We start from the raw sequence: 16,684 nt of genomic DNA, 5'->3' as shown, positions 1-16,684 counted from the left end.
CCCGCTCTTTTTTTATTACCTAACGGTGATCCCACGCGGGGTCACCGTTTTTTTTGTTTTGGGTCTTAAATCTTGGTAGACAAGATCTCAGCTTTCTCTTTATACCAGTTATGGAAAGTACCATTGGCAATACGCTCTTTTACTTTATCCATCAGCCATAAGTAAAATGTGAGGTTATGGAGAGAGGCCAATTCTAATCCGAGCAATTCATTATTACGAAAAAGATGATGGATGTACGACATCTTATATTTTTGACATAAGTCGGTAGGGAATTCAGGATCTAATGGTTTCTGATGATTTTTCCATTTGGCGTTGCGGATATTTATGTATCCATTCCGAGTGAATATTTGACCATTACGGGCATTCCTTGTTGGTAATACACAATCGAACATATCGATCCCCCTAGCAATAGCATGGAGAAGGTTTTCGGGTTTTCCTACTCCCATTAAATATCGGGGTTTCTCTTCAGGCAAATAATCAGTATTTAAATTGGTCATCTCGTACATCAGCTCAGTAGGCTCCCCTACGCTTAAACCACCTATGGCAATGCCTTCAAAATCCAGATCAGTTACAAATTTTGAAGACTCTATTCTTAGATCTTCGTAGGTACCACCTTGAACGATGCCAAACTGAGCTTGTTTATGCCCGTATTTAGGCCGGGAATTTAGAAATGCTTCGCGCCCGCGTTTTTCCCAGCGATGTGTAAGTTCCATCGATTCTTTGGCATATTCATAGCTGCTTGGGTAAGGGGGACATTCATCCAAGACCATCATGATATCTGAACCGAGCGTGCGCTGTATATCTACAATATTTTCTGGAGTAAACATGTGTTTGGAGCCGTCAATGTGGCTCTTAAATTTAGCTCCTTCCTCGGTAAGTTCCCTGTTATCGGACAGGGAAAAAATTTGATATCCCCCCGAATCTGTTAAAATAGGTCGATCCCAATTGATAAAAGAGTGAAGCCCACCGGCGTTTTCAATAATATCACAGCCAGGACGCAGATAAAGGTGATAGGTATTACCCAGTATTATTTGAGCTTTTACTTTGTCGATAAGCTCGTCCTGTTTAACGGCTTTTACCGTACCTAACGTACCCACAGGCATAAAAATAGGGGTATCGATTTCCCCATGATCGGTGGTAAGGGTACCCAGACGGGCTTTAGTTGATGAAGCAGTCTTCTGTAAATTAAACAATGGTAATAAATATTAATAAGTTAGCAATTCTTTTATATTCTTAAGCGCTGAAGATAGGAAAATTATTTATGCAACATTAATAAGGTATTTCGTATCCTTAGTACATTTTATGTGAACGAAAAGTACCATTAAAAGTAGAAATAATTATTTCAACAAGGTCTATGTCTAAAGAGACATTAGTAATAGTTCCCACTTACAATGAAGCCAATAACATTTCGGAGCTTATCGATCAGGTGTTAAATCAGGATGACAATATTGATTTATTGATTGTTGATGATGGTTCACCTGATGGTACAGCTGATTTAGTCAAAGAAGCTCAAAATGCATTCGGGGAGCGGTTGCATCTGATTGAGCGATCGGGGAAGCTTGGCTTGGGAACTGCGTATGTAGAGGGATTTAAATACGGGCTCGATCATGACTATTCATACATCTGTGAGATGGATGCAGACTTTTCTCATAATCCGGAAGATCTCCCCAAATTAATTGCGGAAGTAAAGTCTGGAGCTGCGGATGTAGCTATTGGATCACGATATGCTAAAGGAATAAGTATTATTAACTGGCCTTTAAGTAGACTTATCTTGTCGTATAGTGCAAATCTCTATGCACGATTTGTTACGGGATTACCTATCTTTGATACTACAGCTGGATTCAAGTGTATTCATAGAAAAGTACTTGAAGGAATTTCAGTAGATAAAATTCGATCGAATGGTTATGCCTTTCAAATTGAACTGCATTTTAGAGCCTGGCAAGCAGGATTTTCGCTTAAAGAAGTAGCTATAATTTTTCGTGAACGCGAAGAAGGGGTCTCAAAGATGTCGAAATCTATTGTTTGGGAAGCTATTTGGCGGGTGTGGACTTTGAAAGTCCAGAGCATTTTTGGCACACTTTAGACAGTAAGATATCTTCTTATTATCTTCGTATTAGTTCTTATATTTGAAGTCATTTTTAAGTGATAAAATTCGTTTATGCAGTATTTAGATTTTGAGCAACCTATTGCCGATCTGGAAAATAAGATCAAAGAGCTGAGTGAATTGTCTGTTGCGGATGATGATGTTCTTTCGCCAGAGATAAAACGGCTCGAAAAACGTGTTGATGAACTTCGAGAATCAATATTTACTAATTTAACACGCTGGCAGCGCGTGCAGCTGGCACGTCATCCTGATCGGCCATATACCTTGGATTATATCTATAAAATCACCGAAAACTTTGTTGAAATACACGGCGACCGGTATCACAGTGATGACAAAGCCATTGTTGGTGGTTTTGCGACTATTGATGGTCAGTCTGTAGTTATTATGGGGCATCAAAAAGGCCGTGATACCAAGAGTAGAAAGTATCGTAATTTTGGAATGGCCAATCCGGAGGGATATCGTAAGGCTCATCGCTTGATGAAGCTTGGCGAAAAGTTTGATATTCCGGTTATTACGTTGCTTGACACTCCCGGTGCTTATCCCGGCTTGGAGGCCGAAGAACGTGGCCAGGCAGAAGCTATCGCAAAAAATCTTAAGATGATGGCAACACTTAAGGTTCCCATTATTACGGTCGTCATTGGAGAGGGGGCCAGCGGAGGCGCCATCGGCATTGGAATGGGCAATGAGGTTTATATGATGGAGAATACATGGTATTCCGTCATTTCTCCGGAATCCTGCTCATCCATCTTATGGAAAACATGGGATTATAAGGAACAGGCAGCAGCGGTACTAAAACTTACGGCTGAAGATCTCGAGGGAATGGATGTTATTGATGGAATTATCAAAGAGCCGCTTGGCGGGGCTCATCGTGATTCTGATCAAGCTGCTAAAGCCGTTAAGGAACAAATTCTGGAATCCCTTAAACGGTTAAAGAAAAAATCCCCTGAGAAATTGGTTGAATCCCGTATTGATAAATATGCCAATATGGGTGAATTTAAAAAAGTATCTAATAAGAAGTAGACGGGTGTTCATTGTTTCCTGATAAAGATCCTATTTATAGCTATACCCATCAGTTGCGCAGTCGATATGGCGAAACCGACCAAATGGGATACGTTTATTACGGGCGATACCTGGAATATTTCGAGGAAGCGCGTACCGAGATGATACGGTCACTTGGATTACCCTATGCCAAATTAGAGCAAGATGGTATTATACTCCCGGTCATTCACACACAAGTAGATTATAAATCACCGGTTTTTTATGATGAGCTGATGGATGTAGAAGTATTGCTATTTGACATCCCCACCGTACGGCTCGAAACGTATTATTATGTTAAAACAGAGCGAAGAGAAGACCCCCATATTCAGGGCAAAGTTGAACTTTGTTTTATGAAAGAGGATACTCGCAAGCCGTGCCGGGCTCCGTCTGATTTTGTAAATGGGTTAAAGAACGTAGTCAACGGTTAATGCTGATATGCTAATACGCCAGCCAATATTATTTGGATCGATATTATTATTGGCTTCCATAGTAGTAGTTGTTGCCATTGGGGGTGGTTTGTTTAACCAATCTACTCCATGGCTTTTACAATGGCAGCACCAGACTTTTTATAGTTTATGTCATCAAATTGCTGATCGCTCATTTTGGATTAACGGTCAACCTATGGCTGTTTGCAGTAGATGTCTGGGGATTTATTCCGGTTTTGCATTGGGATGGGGGTTGTTACCCATACTCTCGTTAATAAAAATTACAAGGCTGGTATATATAAAGAAAATTGTAGTATTTGTGCTATTAATTAATCTTATTGATGCTATCGGAAATTTCTTTGGCCTATGGCACAATACATTGATTTCGCGAACGGTTTTAGGTGGAATGCTGGGAAGTTCAGCAGCACTAATTTTTGTCGGAGATTTTTTTCATCATAACTAAAACGAAAGGGGATCATTATGGATGAAGTAGCAGAACAACAAGCAGAGCAAAACAATCAGCCGCCGTACTGGACATCGGTGGGAATAGCAGGGTTAATTTTTGGAGTTATTGTTTTTGCATTGTCATTAGTAACCAGCTATGCAATGATTAATTCTGAACCAACCGGATCTTTATTTTCTCCGGTACAGCTGTTGGGCGTTTTTGTTTGCTTGGTGGGTGCCTTTGGGGGAATGTTGGCGATTTGGCATTATGCTAATGAATATGAAATTAGCATCAAGCTCGGAAAAGGCGCACTTATCGGATTATTTACCGGTATTTGTATTACCTTGGTGACCGTGGTGTTTAATCAGATATGGCAGGTCATCGATCCCGATATGACGCAAAAATTAATTGATAGTACAATTGCTAATTTTGAGGCAGCCGATCTACCCGATGCTACCAAACAACAGATGATTGATTCTACGGTGCAAAGTATGCGGGATCAAAATAGTATTGGCACACAGCTTTTATATAATCTGCCTATGTATGGAATTTTGAATGTTCTAACAGGGATGATTGGAGCCAAGCTCTTTGGAAAAAAGGAAGGATAATTTAGGTAATTATTTAAGTTAGTGAATAATAATTCGGCTGATTCAGGTATTATTAACTCAAATTATCAATCATGGGCCGAACGCAACGGTTTTTCTGACTGGGCGCTGGCCCTGCTTTGGATTATAACGGCGTTTATCCTTTTCCAGGTCACAGCCTCGGTAGTGGCTATTGCATTGATGGTGATGGAGGGTGGATTAAATGCAGACGCAAACGAGATGATGTCGCAACTTACGCAAAACCTGGATCTGCTTTTTATTGGCAATTCAGCGGGGCAGGTGTTATTTCTGGGATTAGCAACCTGGTTTTTTGCACGCTTGCACAGCTCTAAGGAGGGACGAAAAAAGTTTCTCCGGTTTTCTATTCAGTCGGATACACTTCAAAAATCAGCCATAACAGTTGTTTTAATTATTGCGATACAACCTACAATTTGGTTTTTATCGTGGATTAATGCTCATGTGCCCGTGCCCGAAATGTTTAGTGATATGCAAAATACCCAGATGCAGATGATCGAAAATTATCTGCGTGGTGATCACTTGCTGTTGCTAACGTTATTTCATGTAGCGCTGGTACCGGCCATTTGTGAGGAAACCCTTTATCGTGGCTATGTAATGAGCGCGTTTCAAAAAAGCTGGGGTATTTGGCCGGCTATTATCGTATCAGGATTACTCTTTGGATTGTATCATATTCAGCTTAGTAATTTAATACCGCTTGCAACATTAGGTATGATCTTCGCATATATCACGTGGGTATCAGAAAGTATTATACCGGCTATTATCGCACACTTAATTAATAATGGTGGTAGCGTGTTGGTGGGGACCTATTATCCGGAATCAGCTTTTGCAGAAATTACACCAGAATCAATGCCACCATTGTGGGCCGTAATAATCAGTCTGTTAATTTCTGCTTATATTGTATATTGGATGTATAAGAGAAATGAAAATCACACCAATGTTGGAGGTTAATTATGTTAAAGGGTTCTGAACCAAACGATATTGAAAACTGGGCTTGTATTTTAGAGGGCGGTACAGAGTACGAAGTTGAAAGTGCTAAAAATTATCTTGCCAGCCTTGATATCCCCTCTAACATCTTGTCAAAACGAGATTCCTCATTCAGTGTGAATTATGGTGAAATGGGCATGGTATATTTATATGTGCCTAACGAATACGAAGAGGAGGCCAGAAAAGCATTGTCCGAATTTGAGTTGCCGGAAGAAGGGAAAAACGAAGAAGAATAATTGATCTGTGACTGAGCTTACAAAACGCATTCTATTTGCTGTGCCGGCTGCGGCTTTCTTTATCTTTATTACATGGCTTGGTGACTTTTTTTTTGTTGGATTAGTTGTTCTTGTTACTCTTTTAATTCAGCGAGAGTTGTCTATGTTGGCGGCCGGGGCCGGATTTGAGCCCGATAACCTCTTTCCGTATACCATTGGATTGTGGATATTATTGAGTCCCTACCTGCCCCATGCACTTGTCATTGGTATGGGTATCTTTTTGCTGTTTATAGCTATTCAAATTTTTAAAACTGCTGACCATGCTCTAAACCAGGTGATTGGTACGTTCTTTTGTGGTATTTATGCCCCCCTTGGATTGTTGGCTATTATTTTGATCAGAAATACAGGTGCGGCTGAAGTTGGTTTTGCACTGACGATGGGCTTGCTTTTTATGGTCTGGGGTAATGATGTGTTGGCCTATTTCGGAGGTAAGTATCTTGGAAAGTATAAATTAGCTCCTTCCATTAGTCCGAACAAAACCTGGGAAGGTTTTTTCTTTGGGATACTTGGAGCACTGGTTGGATTAACTATAGCCTATTATGCAGTACCGGTTGACCTTTCAGCCTCACTGCTTGTATTAGCTCCTGCTACACTACTGATTAGCATATTTGGTCCCATCGGTGATTTAACTGCCAGTAGAATAAAGCGGGCAGCCAATGCCAAAGATGCCTCGGACATTCTACCCGGACACGGGGGATTTTTCGACCGTTTTGATGCCCTTATTTTAGCAAGTCCTGTATTTTATATTTACATCTACGTACTTAACATTTTTGGATATGTCTCGTTTTAAACTCGATTTTGAAAAGTTAGAACTTATACCTTCTCATCCATTTACAATAGCACGTGGGACCAAAGAAACAGTTCCCAATGTGTTAGTCAAGTTAACTGCTAATGGTGTTACCGGATTGGGAGAAGCCGGTCCCAATAGTCGGTATAACGAAGATGCAGATAGCGTCATTAATTTTCTGAACCGACTTTCTTCTTCATTTTTTGATGAGGTTAATTCTGCTGCTGAACTTCGAAAAAAAATGCAACAAATCGATCAGCCCGTACAGTCGGCAAAGACAGCCATAGAAATGGCTTGGCTGGATTGGTGGGGTAAAAATAAAGGACAGCCGCTTTGGAAATTATGGGATACTCCTTCACAAACAACGCCTGCGACCTCTTTTACAATTGGCCTTGATGATATGAGTGTAATGCAGCAAAAAGTAGAAGGAGCAAAAGATTATCCCATATTAAAAGTAAAGCTCGGTACCGATCGGGATAAAGAAATTATTATAGGTATTCGCGAGGTATCTGATCAGATTATAAGGGTGGATGCTAATGAAGGATGGCAGGATTTAGCTGCAGCTAAAGAAGCCATTCGTTTTTTAGCTGATCACAATGTGGAATTTATTGAACAGCCCATGCCTGCCTCTTGTAAAGAGGAATTGGCTGAGTTAAAAGAATGGTCGCCGTTACCTATCATAGCGGATGAAAGCTTTGTGGGCAGAGAGTATCTGGATGAAATAGTCGATCAATTTGATGGGATTAATATCAAGCTCCAGAAAGTGGGTAGCTTTGTTGAGGCTTCTAAGTTAATTGAACAGGCTCGTGAGCGAAATCTAAAAGTAATGATTGGATGTATGATCGAGAGTTCGCTGGGGATATCTGCCGGAGCACTATTGGGAACATGGGCCGACTATGTGGACCTCGATGGCCATCTATTGATCAGTAATGATCCCTTTTCGGGATTGACGATTACGGAAGAAAAAAGAATCAAACTATCAAATTCGCCGGGACTGGGAGTATCTCGAAATTAATCAGAAATTATTGCCAATTTGCGAGGTCTTCGTTTTTGCATTCAGTATAAATGCAACGATGGCAAGCAGGATAAGCACAGCATTTCGAATCAGAGTAAATTCCAGTCCGGATGCAAAACCAAAGGCGCCAAAGCAGCCACAGTTTTCAACCGACATCCCCTGAAAATAAAAGTACGAAAGCACCGAAGAGAAGCCGAAAAGCATGGCTAAGGTACCTGCCAAAGCCCATTTTAGAAATTTATTCCAGATCAAAAAGGCAGCCAATATGATTTCGAGAATGGATGTTGTAATCACAATAAAATTGGCATATTCAATAAGCCAATAGTATTTAGTAGCCAACAACTCAACGAGGTATCGGGCTTCAGAACCGCTGATGAGTTTTCCTACTCCCGAAACCAAAAATAAAATCCCCAAAAACAGACGAATGGCTGTTAATGATTTATTGAGATACGATTGATTCATTACTAAACTAATTCTTTATGGAATGCTACTGAGATTCTAAATGTAATAGCTTCATACGAATAAAAAAGAAAATATTTATGAACATTTTAATTACTGGCGCTACCGGTTTTATAGGATCCTATTTGCGAACAATGTTACTTCAAGATGGGCATTTTTTAACCATTGTAAGCAGATCCCCAAGAGAATATGAGGATGAAACAGCAAAAAACCAGCAATTTGTCTCTTGGGATGATAACCTTGTGCCGAATATGGAGGAGACAGATGCAGTTATCAATTTGGCTGGATCCTCGATATTTGGAACACGATGGACGGATGAAGTGAAAGAGAAGATATATTCAAGTCGCATAGAGTGTACCGAACAACTCGTTGAGGCAATTAAAGTAGCGGATAATCCGCCCGAGGTAATGATTTCTGCTTCGGGAGCGGATTATTATGAGCCGGCTGGCGATACGGTGTTAGATGAGTCGGCTCCGGCGGGAGAGAGTTTCTTATCGAAAGTATGTGTGGATTGGGAAGAGGCCGCCCAACCAGTGACCGAGTACGGAGTTCGTCTGGTAAATCCTCGTATTGGCGTTGTACTTGAAAAAGACGGTGGAGCGCTGGAACAGATGTTACTGCCGTTCAAACTTTTTGTGGGCGGGCCTATTGGCAGTGGCGAACAATATTTTCCATGGATTCATATGCTCGATCTATGTCGCGGATTAATATATCCGTTGCAGAATAAAGAGTTTAAAGGACCCTACAATTTGAATGCTCCCAATCCGGTAACGATGAATGAATTTGCCAGTGAGTTGGCATCCCAATTACATCGTCCGTCGCTATTTAGAGTACCGGAATTTGTATTGGATATTGTATTGGGAGAAGCAGCGAATCCCGTAATAACAAGTAAACGGATGCAACCAAAAAAGCTGCAACAACATGGATTTGAGTTTAAATTTGCTTACTTGCGACAGGCATTAGGCGATATCCTGTGATAAGGCTAATATTCTTTTAAATATTCATTGTCACCTTTTATTCTCTTTCTTCATCCGTACCGAAGATGGTCCAGGTGCGCAACCCTTCCCGCGTTTGAGCAATGAGTTCGTTATATCCATCACTGTCAATATCTGTAACAATGGGGTATTGCATGCCGCTGGTAGGCACCGAATAAATACGTTTGCTCTGTATTATTTCCCAAGCATATAGACGTCCGAAGTTTGCCAATGCGACAATATCATTTTGTCCATTCTTATCAATATCCGATACAAAGGGAGAGAACATTGGTGCGGCCGGTTGTCCCATACTCTGTGTAAATCGTAATTGTCCTTTCTGATTAATTAAAAATACCGACCCATTTGAGCTCATTGTTAAAATCATCGGTTCCTGATAGGTTTGGTTCTCATCCTGTACAGTTACATTTTGAACAGAAGGTGTTCCTACAAGTGCACTGTTTGAGGCATACACCGCTTCGATGGCAGAAGATTGGGTACTTGTTTCAAATACATTTAGTGAGTCAGCAAATAGTTGGTTCGGTCCTATGGAATATAGATAGCCGTCGGCCGCATTTCCCAATATATTGCCTTCATACAATACAGGGGAGCCGTTTAACGAAGCATTGATAAATTTTGGGAAGCCGTCTCTTTCATTGCCATTTGCTCGCCATCCATGCAGTGCGTTTTCAGCAAAAGCAAATATGGTTGTTGCTCCCTGATAATTAGTAACTGTTGGGCTGGTTGTAATTTCTGCATTTGTGGTAATCGGCCAGCCGTCAATATTCTCGCCGCGACCATTCATAAGGTGCAGCTTTCTATCTGCAGTAGCTACCATAGCATTGGGTAGGCCATCTCGGTCGATATCTTCTATGACTAACGGCGAAGTAATCTTTTCGTCGAGTTCAAATGGAAACTTGGGGAGCAACTCTCCATTGTCATTCCAACCGTAGATTTTATTACCAGCCGCAAGAAGAATTACATTTTGGTTGGTAGCATACCAGTCATAGACAACGGGAGAACCAATCGGAGTATCGGAGCCGGTGTCTGTTCGCATCACAACTGTTCCATCGGCTGCCAGGGCGTATAGATTGCCGGATTGTGTAGCAAAAATGACCTCATTTCTGTCACTGCCACCAATATCAGCTAAAATGGGTTTGCCTGTCAAGTCGGACCCGGTGGGGAATAGCCATTTTTCTTGATAAGGTGCCGATCGGTCTTCTGTTTGATACGCTTTTAAACTGAACGAGAAATTTTCGTCATTGTTTGCAGTCGTTGATGCCGTTAGGATGTCATACTTTGAGGTGAGTGCATTAAGATAATTATTGGGGGATAGAAAGGGTTCCATGAATGAATGAAAATCACTATTACCAATAAAGAATCCGCTTATTTCTTCAGGAAGATCCTCTTTTATATCCCGAAATGTTTGCTCATAGTACATGGTACGACGTCGGCTACGGTCAGAGGAAACCCCCTCGACAAGTCCTTTACGTTTTGAGATTGCTACAACATCTCCGATGATTCCCAGATAAAAATTCTGGAATGTGCAAAATGAGCTTCCTATTAGTTGGGCAATGGCATTGCTATGGATTACATAGGTGCCGTCACTGCGTTGAATATGATCATTGCGGGTAAGTGAATTAAGTGCTCGTCGCAAAGCCGGGACATCTGAAATTTTTCGCAAAAAGAGGTGTTCACCGGTAGAAAGGAATCCGGACTGTGCATACATAACCAGAGAAAACTCCGGATCAAGTGTATTTGCAATATCTGAATATGTAATTTGATCCGCGATAAGAACCGAATCCAATCTCGTGGTATCAGCAAGAGAAGTTGGGGGAACCTTTCTTGGTTCAAGACGAAATAATCCTGCTGCAGCTGCATTAGACGAAATATATTGGTCCAAAACAATGGGAGCATTGATAGATGATACGGCCGCTACCAGATCGGAAGGGGCCTTTTCGTTAAGTGGAATCATACCCGTAAGCTCGATCATGTTACCTTGGTCTTCGCCTTTTTGCGTAACGGATAATAATGTTGGCTCTGTTCCTTCAAGGGCATTCTTGATCATAGGTCGATAGGTAACCATGGAAAGCTGTTCCGCCCATTTATCAAGAGAGGGAGTGTTCATGATGATATTCCCGGCTTGGGGCGTAATATCTGACAGATTTGCCCGGGGATGCGAGCCTGTGTAGGCTCGGATTGTCTCTTCAAGTGCCAGGCTGGATTCAGAAATAAACAGATCATCATGAAGTTGGGCTGCAAAAAGTCTCCGATCACCAAGATGTAAAATGTGTATCTTCACCTTGTTGAAAGAGTATTGGTTTTGCGCAAAATCCAGATAAAAATTGTTCTGCATCCGTTCTATAAATCCTCCGGGTGCCTGTGCCATCCAGACAATGGCAAGCTGATTGTCAGCATCCGGATAGAGCGTGATGGCATTTAATGGAATCGGAGACTGCGCGGTAGAATCTACTCGAGATAAAAGTTGTACGGCCGAAGATGTGATATCATCTAATAAAGGAGTTTGAGGTGCATCAAGGACGGAATTTAGGGAAGCTGCTTCATTAGGAATGATTACAAAAGGTGCTTCTTTCGGCACGGCATCCGACCAGTTGCGATTCGGTATATCTGAACATGAGATTAAGAGTAAAACAGTACATAAAAAAATACCTGCAGCTTTAAACGTATTCATGAATGGGGATAAATTTTTCTCCGTAATAATTATTAAAATATCGCTGTTTATTTAATAGCTTGTGAGTGGGCAATTTTATTTGCAGCTTTCAAAAGTAACAATTTTGATATAAATGAACTTTCTTAATCCTCTATTTTTATTGGGGCTTTTAGCCGTAGCGTTACCTGTAATCATTCATCTGATTAATCTGCAACGGCCACAAAAGGTTGCCTTTTCAACCCTGTCTTTTTTTAATGAACTTCGTAAAAGTACAATACGTCGCATACGAATCAAACAATATTTACTGCTTGCGTTGCGAACGCTGGCAGTGTTGTTTTTAGCTCTTGCGCTGGCTCGTCCTTTTTTACCTCCAACTATAACTGGTTCAGCAAGTTCCGGTGAATCCCGATCTGTCGCTATTTTGATTGATAACAGTGCCAGCATGAGTCGGGTTGGAACGGATGGCCCGCTAATTGAGCAGGCGAAAGATATTGTTGGCCGAATAATAAGAAACGGTAGTTCCGACGATAAATTTCTTATTAAAACGACCAATATCACTGACGCTACTAATATGGGTTTTGTTAGCGCTGACCGGGCAAGTACACAGCTGGAAGATATAACATCAGTTAATCGTGGACATTATACTGAGGATAAGTTTAAGGAGATGTATCAGCAGCTGGAAGAGGCGCCAAGTCGTCAGTCTGTCCTGTATATTATTTCTGATGGACAGGTTAGCCAGCTATCAAGCTTGGAAGATATTGAACTTGGAGAGTCGGAAGAAAAGTCGATATCGGTACAACTTATTCAATTGGAAGAAGCCAAACAGCAAAATGTGGCTATCAAATCAGTTTCTCTCGAGAGTCAGTTGTTAAGTCCGGGATCGCCGATATCGTTGTCGGTGGAAGTGGAAAATACGGGTGAAGCGGCAGCTGCAAATCAGTTTTTATCGTTGCAGGTAAAAGGGGAGATGACGGGTCAATATGAAACTTCATTAGAACCGGGCGCAACAAAAGAGTTTTCATTTGAGCTTGTTCCTGAAAAAGTTGGATATCTGTCCGGTCGGATTCTTTTAGAGGGAGACGAAGTGAATTTTGATAATACAAGACATTTTGTATTACACATACCCCGAGAGCGGTCAATTTTGTTGGTTAACAATAGGCAGGAGTCCTCTTCTTTCACTTCGTATATAGCTCCGGCATTAGAAGCTGCCCGACAAACTAATGCGCGCATTCTATTTGAAGAAAAACAGATGGATGAGATTGAACAAGGGATATGGAAAGACTACGATGGGTTGATATTAAATGGACTTACTAATATTCCTGCATATTGGCATCAGGGGCTGCGAAAATATGTGCAAGATGGAGGAGGAATCTTGTTTTTTCCTTCTGAACAAGGTGATATAACAAGCTATAATCAATTCTTTTCTCTTTTTAACGCCGGACAGTTTGATAATGTGATAGGTGAGTACGCTTCATTTGAATCCATTACCAAGATGGGAGAACTTGAGGAAGGACATCCTGTTTTGGATGGTATCTTCAATAAAGAAGAGAATGAAGATATTCGAGTGGACTTGCCCTCGCTGTTCTACTATTACCATTATGAGCCCGTTTTAAATTCCAATAATTTAACACTCTTGAAAGCGGTAAACGATGATGTTTTACTTGCCGAACAAAGGTTTGGTGAAGGCATGTTGCTCATTTCTACATTAGGAGCTGATCCGGGCTGGTCTAACTTTCCGGTAAATCCTCTTTTTGCCCCCCTGTATTACCGAACCATATTATATGCATCGTCACCCGAAAGAGGTGGTCTTATGCAGCATCAGCTTGGTAATCCGTTTGAATGGGTAGAATCCATTTCTGAAACGGATATAACCCTTTCTATAAATGGGACAGATTACAAGCCGGAGGTTCAGCGGCAAGCTAATGGAATGAAAATAGTGTATGAAGGAAGAGAATGGGAGCCCGGAATAGTAGAAATATCGGCCGGTGACCAAGAAATTTTGGTAGCTGCTAATCAAGATATAATGGAATCGCACTTTGATACGTTAGATGAAGAGCAATGGCAAAATATGCTGGGCGATAAGGTTTATATGTCTGAAATTATTAGTGCAAATAACCTCTCAACAGATAAATTGGATGAACAGTTACGAACTTCTGTTTTCGGAAAAGAAATTTGGAATTGGTTTATTTGGATAGCATTGTTTTTTTTAATTACAGAAACTTTGATTACACGGTTATATAAGGCCGAATCAACATCGTAATATGATAAATTTGGATGCAGATATTGTCCTTTGGTTTGTACTGGGCATTTTTACGCTGGGTGCTGCTGTATTGGCTACTATTTCTGTAGCTAATGTTATTCGGTTGCGCAATGTGCGATTGAGTTGGAAGACCGGGAAATTAGGAGGATATCCACTGTTTTCAACATTGTTTATGCTTACCGTCTTTGTAGCGGGTGGTACGGCAATATACCGTGGAGCAATGATCGAAATAGCGCTTGCCGGCATGTATAGCTGGCTTGGGTTTTGTTGGTTTACAGCCAGTTACTTAGCAACAAAACGATATATTACTGATAATGGAATTGTGAAAAATGTGAATGAACCTTCACAAACTGTAGCTTGGCATCAGATTCGTGATTTTGTGGAAACAGAACACGAATCGTATACGCGTTATATTTTTATCTACAGTGCGGATAAACGTAATAATACGGATGAATTTATTCGCTTGGAATTGGATGTACCTCATCATAAAAAAGGTACCTTCAAAAAAATAATTTCTCATAAACTCGGACGACGTATTCGTTGTTATGTTAAAGATGATATAAACATTCAGCAGTTTAAAAAGCTGTAGCAATTACAATTAAAACTCTTAGACTTTACTCATTTGTTTGAAGAGATACGAAATTCTGATATTGTTCAAGAACGGGCAATCCTCGTAGGTGTATATGGTCCGGAAACCCCGCGCATCCAAGCTGAAGAATATTTGGATGAGCTTGAATTACTCACTTATACCGCTGGGGGCAAGACGATTGATAAGGTCTTGCAAAACCGAATGCACCCCGACCCATCGTCGTATGTAGGGTCCGGCAAACTTCGTCAGCTGAAATCGATGAAGGGCGAAAAAAAAATCGACACCTTTATCTTTGATGATGATCTTTCACCGACGCAGATTCGTAATATCGAAAAGGAAACAAAGGCCAAGGTATTGGATCGCAGTGGTTTAATCCTGGATATTTTTGCCTCTCGAGCTAAAACAGCTGCTGCCAAAACACAGGTAGAGCTGGCACAGTTACAATATCTGTTGCCGCGCCTGACTCGATTTTGGACTCACCTATCGCGCCAGCAAGGTGGTATCGGTACTCGTGGTCCCGGTGAGTCACAGATCGAGATGGACCGTCGTATGATTGATAAGCGTATAGCTACACTCAAAGAAAAGCTCGACAAGATTGATCAGCAGAGGCAGACCCAGCGCAAGGGGCGGTCAGATAAGGTTCGAATATCGCTCGTTGGTTATACCAATGCCGGTAAGTCTACTTTAATGAATGCATTGACAAATACTGAAGTGTTGGCTGAAAATCGCCTTTTTGCGACGCTTGACTCCACAGTGCGACAGTATGAAATTGGCAATCATGAAGCACTTTTGTCAGATACGGTTGGATTTATCCGAAAACTGCCCCATGATCTTATTGCCAGTTTCAAATCCACACTCGACGAAGTACGGGAATGTGATATTTTATTGCACGTAGTAGATGCCTCATCACGAGTAGTACAAGATTATATTGATGTGGTAGATGATACGCTGGAGGATATGGAGGTAAATGATAAAAAGAGTCTGCTCGTGTTTAACAAGATGGATGCCATCGATCCGCATCGCATTAATGAGCTGAAGCGGGCTTATCCCAATGCTGTTTTTATTTCTGCCGAGCGGGGTATTGGCCTTGATATGTTGGAAAATAGAATTGAGGAACTTATTGAGGAGGATTTCGTTACAGAAACAATGACTATCCCCGCAGCAAAGTACGAAGGGGTCGCGTTTTTACATCGCGAAGCAAATATTATAGAAAAAAAATACGAAGGCTCAGATATAAAGCTTACGTTTCGTATAGATAAAGCAGATTTAATGCGGCTTAACGCAATACTTGACAATATTGATACTACTGAATCAGTTATGTAACAAATTGTATTATATTATCTACTGATGCTTGCAAATAAATCCATAACAAAATCCGAGTTTGAACCTCTACGAGGCACCGATACCGTTGCAGCGGTAAGGCAACGTATGGAAGAGGAGCAGGTAAATGCCTTGCCGGTAGTAGATCCCACTACCCAAAAGCTTATTGGTCAGGTTGAATTCGATCAGCTTTCGCAGGTAGAGGACGATCAGCAGATTTCAGATCTGCAGATGGATAAAGTTGTCAAAATTTTTGAAGGTCAGCACATCTTCGAAAGTGTTCGGTTGATGTTGCAATATGAATTGAATTTGCTTCCATTGGTTAATAAGGAAGCTACTTATCTGGGAGTAATTACCAAGCAGCAAATCCTGGAGGCAATCTCCAAGATGTTGAACCTCGAACAAAAGGGATCAGTGCTGACAATAGAAATTGAGCCAATAGACTTTTCGCTCTCCGAGATAGTGCAGGTTATTGAGGCAGAGGGCGCTAAAATTCTGGGAGTGGCGGTAGAAAGTCCTGATAGTAATCATCAAGCATTTGAAGTATCCGTTAAGCTTAATCTAGAAGATATATCTCGTGTAACAGCTGCGCTCAAACGCTACGGATACTCTGTTCTTATTGAATCGGAGAGTACCGTGCTTGAAAATGATCTCGAATATCGAGCTGATGAATTGATAAAATACATAGATATGTAAAATCTATGTACATATGAAATTC

Annotated in this window: 17 protein-coding genes; 14 read left to right on the top strand and 3 right to left on the bottom strand. The window is 41.1% G+C overall.

All coding sequences use genetic code 11. The features are described from left to right. Nucleotides 1–65: 65 nt before the first annotated feature. On the bottom strand, nt 66–1,193 hold the full coding sequence (gene tgt / locus ACT3IB_RS15045; protein WP_491539852.1) for a tRNA guanosine(34) transglycosylase Tgt: 1,128 nt from the start codon (nt 1,191–1,193) through the stop codon (nt 66–68). Nucleotides 1,194–1,354: 161 nt separating this feature from the next. On the opposite strand from tgt, the gene ACT3IB_RS15040 reads away from it, so the two are divergent. The 9 genes from ACT3IB_RS15040 to ACT3IB_RS15000 all read left to right on the top strand — a co-directional run bounded on the left by ACT3IB_RS15040 (nt 1,355) and on the right by ACT3IB_RS15000 (nt 7,696). Further along, nucleotides 1,355–2,083 carry a polyprenol monophosphomannose synthase gene (locus ACT3IB_RS15040; protein WP_491539851.1) on the top strand — a complete coding sequence of 243 codons (729 nt, stop codon included), beginning with the start codon at nt 1,355–1,357 and terminating at the stop codon, nt 2,081–2,083. 75 nt (nt 2,084–2,158) lie between these two features. After that, nucleotides 2,159–3,124: an acetyl-CoA carboxylase carboxyltransferase subunit alpha gene (locus tag ACT3IB_RS15035; RefSeq protein WP_491539850.1), complete on the top strand. Its 966-nt coding sequence runs from the start codon at nt 2,159–2,161 to the stop codon at nt 3,122–3,124. A gap of 11 nt (nt 3,125–3,135) precedes the next feature. Further along, nucleotides 3,136–3,570, top strand: a complete 435-nt coding sequence (locus ACT3IB_RS15030) for an acyl-CoA thioesterase (protein ID WP_491539849.1) — start codon at nt 3,136–3,138, stop codon at nt 3,568–3,570. Between the two features lie 7 nt (nt 3,571–3,577). After that, nucleotides 3,578–4,030 carry a DUF2085 domain-containing protein gene (locus ACT3IB_RS15025; protein WP_491539848.1) on the top strand — a complete coding sequence of 151 codons (453 nt, stop codon included), beginning with the start codon at nt 3,578–3,580 and terminating at the stop codon, nt 4,028–4,030. A gap of 17 nt (nt 4,031–4,047) precedes the next feature. Further along, entirely contained in the window at nt 4,048–4,620 is a 573-nt protein-coding gene (locus tag ACT3IB_RS15020) for a DUF4199 domain-containing protein (RefSeq protein ID WP_491539847.1), read from the top strand. A 21-nt stretch (nt 4,621–4,641) separates the two neighbouring features. After that, nucleotides 4,642–5,583: a CPBP family intramembrane glutamic endopeptidase gene (locus tag ACT3IB_RS15015; RefSeq protein WP_491539846.1), complete on the top strand. Its 942-nt coding sequence runs from the start codon at nt 4,642–4,644 to the stop codon at nt 5,581–5,583. Nucleotides 5,584–5,585: 2 nt separating this feature from the next. Continuing rightward, nucleotides 5,586–5,855, top strand: coding sequence for a putative signal transducing protein (locus ACT3IB_RS15010; protein ID WP_491539845.1), 270 nt, complete (start codon nt 5,586–5,588; stop codon nt 5,853–5,855). Between the two features lie 7 nt (nt 5,856–5,862). Next, nucleotides 5,863–6,684 carry a phosphatidate cytidylyltransferase gene (locus ACT3IB_RS15005; RefSeq protein WP_491539844.1) on the top strand — a complete coding sequence of 274 codons (822 nt, stop codon included), beginning with the start codon at nt 5,863–5,865 and terminating at the stop codon, nt 6,682–6,684. Next, nucleotides 6,671–7,696 carry a dipeptide epimerase gene (locus ACT3IB_RS15000; protein WP_491539843.1) on the top strand — a complete coding sequence of 342 codons (1,026 nt, stop codon included), beginning with the start codon at nt 6,671–6,673 and terminating at the stop codon, nt 7,694–7,696. The genes ACT3IB_RS15005 and ACT3IB_RS15000 overlap by 14 nt, the downstream gene beginning before the upstream one ends. Here the strand turns inward: ACT3IB_RS15000 and ACT3IB_RS14995 are convergent, their stop codons facing one another. Further along, the gene (locus ACT3IB_RS14995) at nt 7,697–8,158 is read right to left on the bottom strand and encodes a MauE/DoxX family redox-associated membrane protein (protein ID WP_491539842.1); all 462 of its coding nucleotides are present in this window, start codon (nt 8,156–8,158) and stop codon (nt 7,697–7,699) included. Nucleotides 8,159–8,235: 77 nt separating this feature from the next. On the opposite strand from ACT3IB_RS14995, the gene ACT3IB_RS14990 reads away from it, so the two are divergent. Beyond that, nucleotides 8,236–9,132, top strand: a complete 897-nt coding sequence (locus ACT3IB_RS14990; protein ID WP_491539841.1) for a TIGR01777 family oxidoreductase — start codon at nt 8,236–8,238, stop codon at nt 9,130–9,132. 37 nt (nt 9,133–9,169) lie between these two features. Here the strand turns inward: ACT3IB_RS14990 and ACT3IB_RS14985 are convergent, their stop codons facing one another. Next, nucleotides 9,170–11,818, bottom strand: coding sequence for a hypothetical protein (locus tag ACT3IB_RS14985; protein ID WP_491539840.1), 2,649 nt, complete (start codon nt 11,816–11,818; stop codon nt 9,170–9,172). A gap of 112 nt (nt 11,819–11,930) precedes the next feature. On the opposite strand from ACT3IB_RS14985, the gene ACT3IB_RS14980 reads away from it, so the two are divergent. From ACT3IB_RS14980 to ACT3IB_RS14965, 4 genes are read left to right on the top strand one after another with little or no spacing between them, the layout of a single operon-like run. Next, complete coding sequence (locus ACT3IB_RS14980; protein ID WP_491539839.1) at nt 11,931–14,057, top strand: BatA domain-containing protein; 2,127 nt, start codon at nt 11,931–11,933, stop codon at nt 14,055–14,057. 1 nt (nt 14,058) lies between these two features. Continuing rightward, a complete protein-coding gene (locus tag ACT3IB_RS14975) occupies nt 14,059–14,646 on the top strand; it encodes a hypothetical protein (RefSeq protein WP_491539838.1) in 588 nt (195 codons plus the stop codon). Between the two features lie 33 nt (nt 14,647–14,679). Next, nucleotides 14,680–15,969, top strand: coding sequence for a GTPase HflX (hflX, locus tag ACT3IB_RS14970; RefSeq protein WP_491539837.1), 1,290 nt, complete (start codon nt 14,680–14,682; stop codon nt 15,967–15,969). A gap of 24 nt (nt 15,970–15,993) precedes the next feature. Continuing rightward, nucleotides 15,994–16,662, top strand: coding sequence for a CBS domain-containing protein (locus ACT3IB_RS14965; protein ID WP_491539836.1), 669 nt, complete (start codon nt 15,994–15,996; stop codon nt 16,660–16,662). Nucleotides 16,663–16,684 lie beyond the last annotated feature (22 nt).

The organism is Fodinibius sp. GM21, assembly GCF_058386955.1.
Note: the sequence above shows the minus strand (reverse complement) of the source record. Positions and strands in the feature narration are given on the sequence as shown.

Coding starts and splice junctions, on each gene's coding strand:
- ACT3IB_RS15040 (WP_491539851.1), top strand. CDS start 1,355: ATGTCTAAAGAGACATTAGTAATAGTTCCCACTTACAATGAAGCCAAT.
- ACT3IB_RS15035 (WP_491539850.1), top strand. CDS start 2,159: ATGCAGTATTTAGATTTTGAGCAACCTATTGCCGATCTGGAAAATAAG.
- ACT3IB_RS15025 (WP_491539848.1), top strand. CDS start 3,578: ATGCTAATACGCCAGCCAATATTATTTGGATCGATATTATTATTGGCT.
- ACT3IB_RS15020 (WP_491539847.1), top strand. CDS start 4,048: ATGGATGAAGTAGCAGAACAACAAGCAGAGCAAAACAATCAGCCGCCG.
- ACT3IB_RS15010 (WP_491539845.1), top strand. CDS start 5,586: ATGTTAAAGGGTTCTGAACCAAACGATATTGAAAACTGGGCTTGTATT.
- ACT3IB_RS15000 (WP_491539843.1), top strand. CDS start 6,671: ATGTCTCGTTTTAAACTCGATTTTGAAAAGTTAGAACTTATACCTTCT.
- ACT3IB_RS14995 (WP_491539842.1), bottom strand. CDS start 8,158: ATGAATCAATCGTATCTCAATAAATCATTAACAGCCATTCGTCTGTTT.
- ACT3IB_RS14990 (WP_491539841.1), top strand. CDS start 8,236: ATGAACATTTTAATTACTGGCGCTACCGGTTTTATAGGATCCTATTTG.
- ACT3IB_RS14985 (WP_491539840.1), bottom strand. CDS start 11,818: ATGAATACGTTTAAAGCTGCAGGTATTTTTTTATGTACTGTTTTACTC.
- ACT3IB_RS14980 (WP_491539839.1), top strand. CDS start 11,931: ATGAACTTTCTTAATCCTCTATTTTTATTGGGGCTTTTAGCCGTAGCG.
- ACT3IB_RS14975 (WP_491539838.1), top strand. CDS start 14,059: ATGATAAATTTGGATGCAGATATTGTCCTTTGGTTTGTACTGGGCATT.
- ACT3IB_RS14965 (WP_491539836.1), top strand. CDS start 15,994: ATGCTTGCAAATAAATCCATAACAAAATCCGAGTTTGAACCTCTACGA.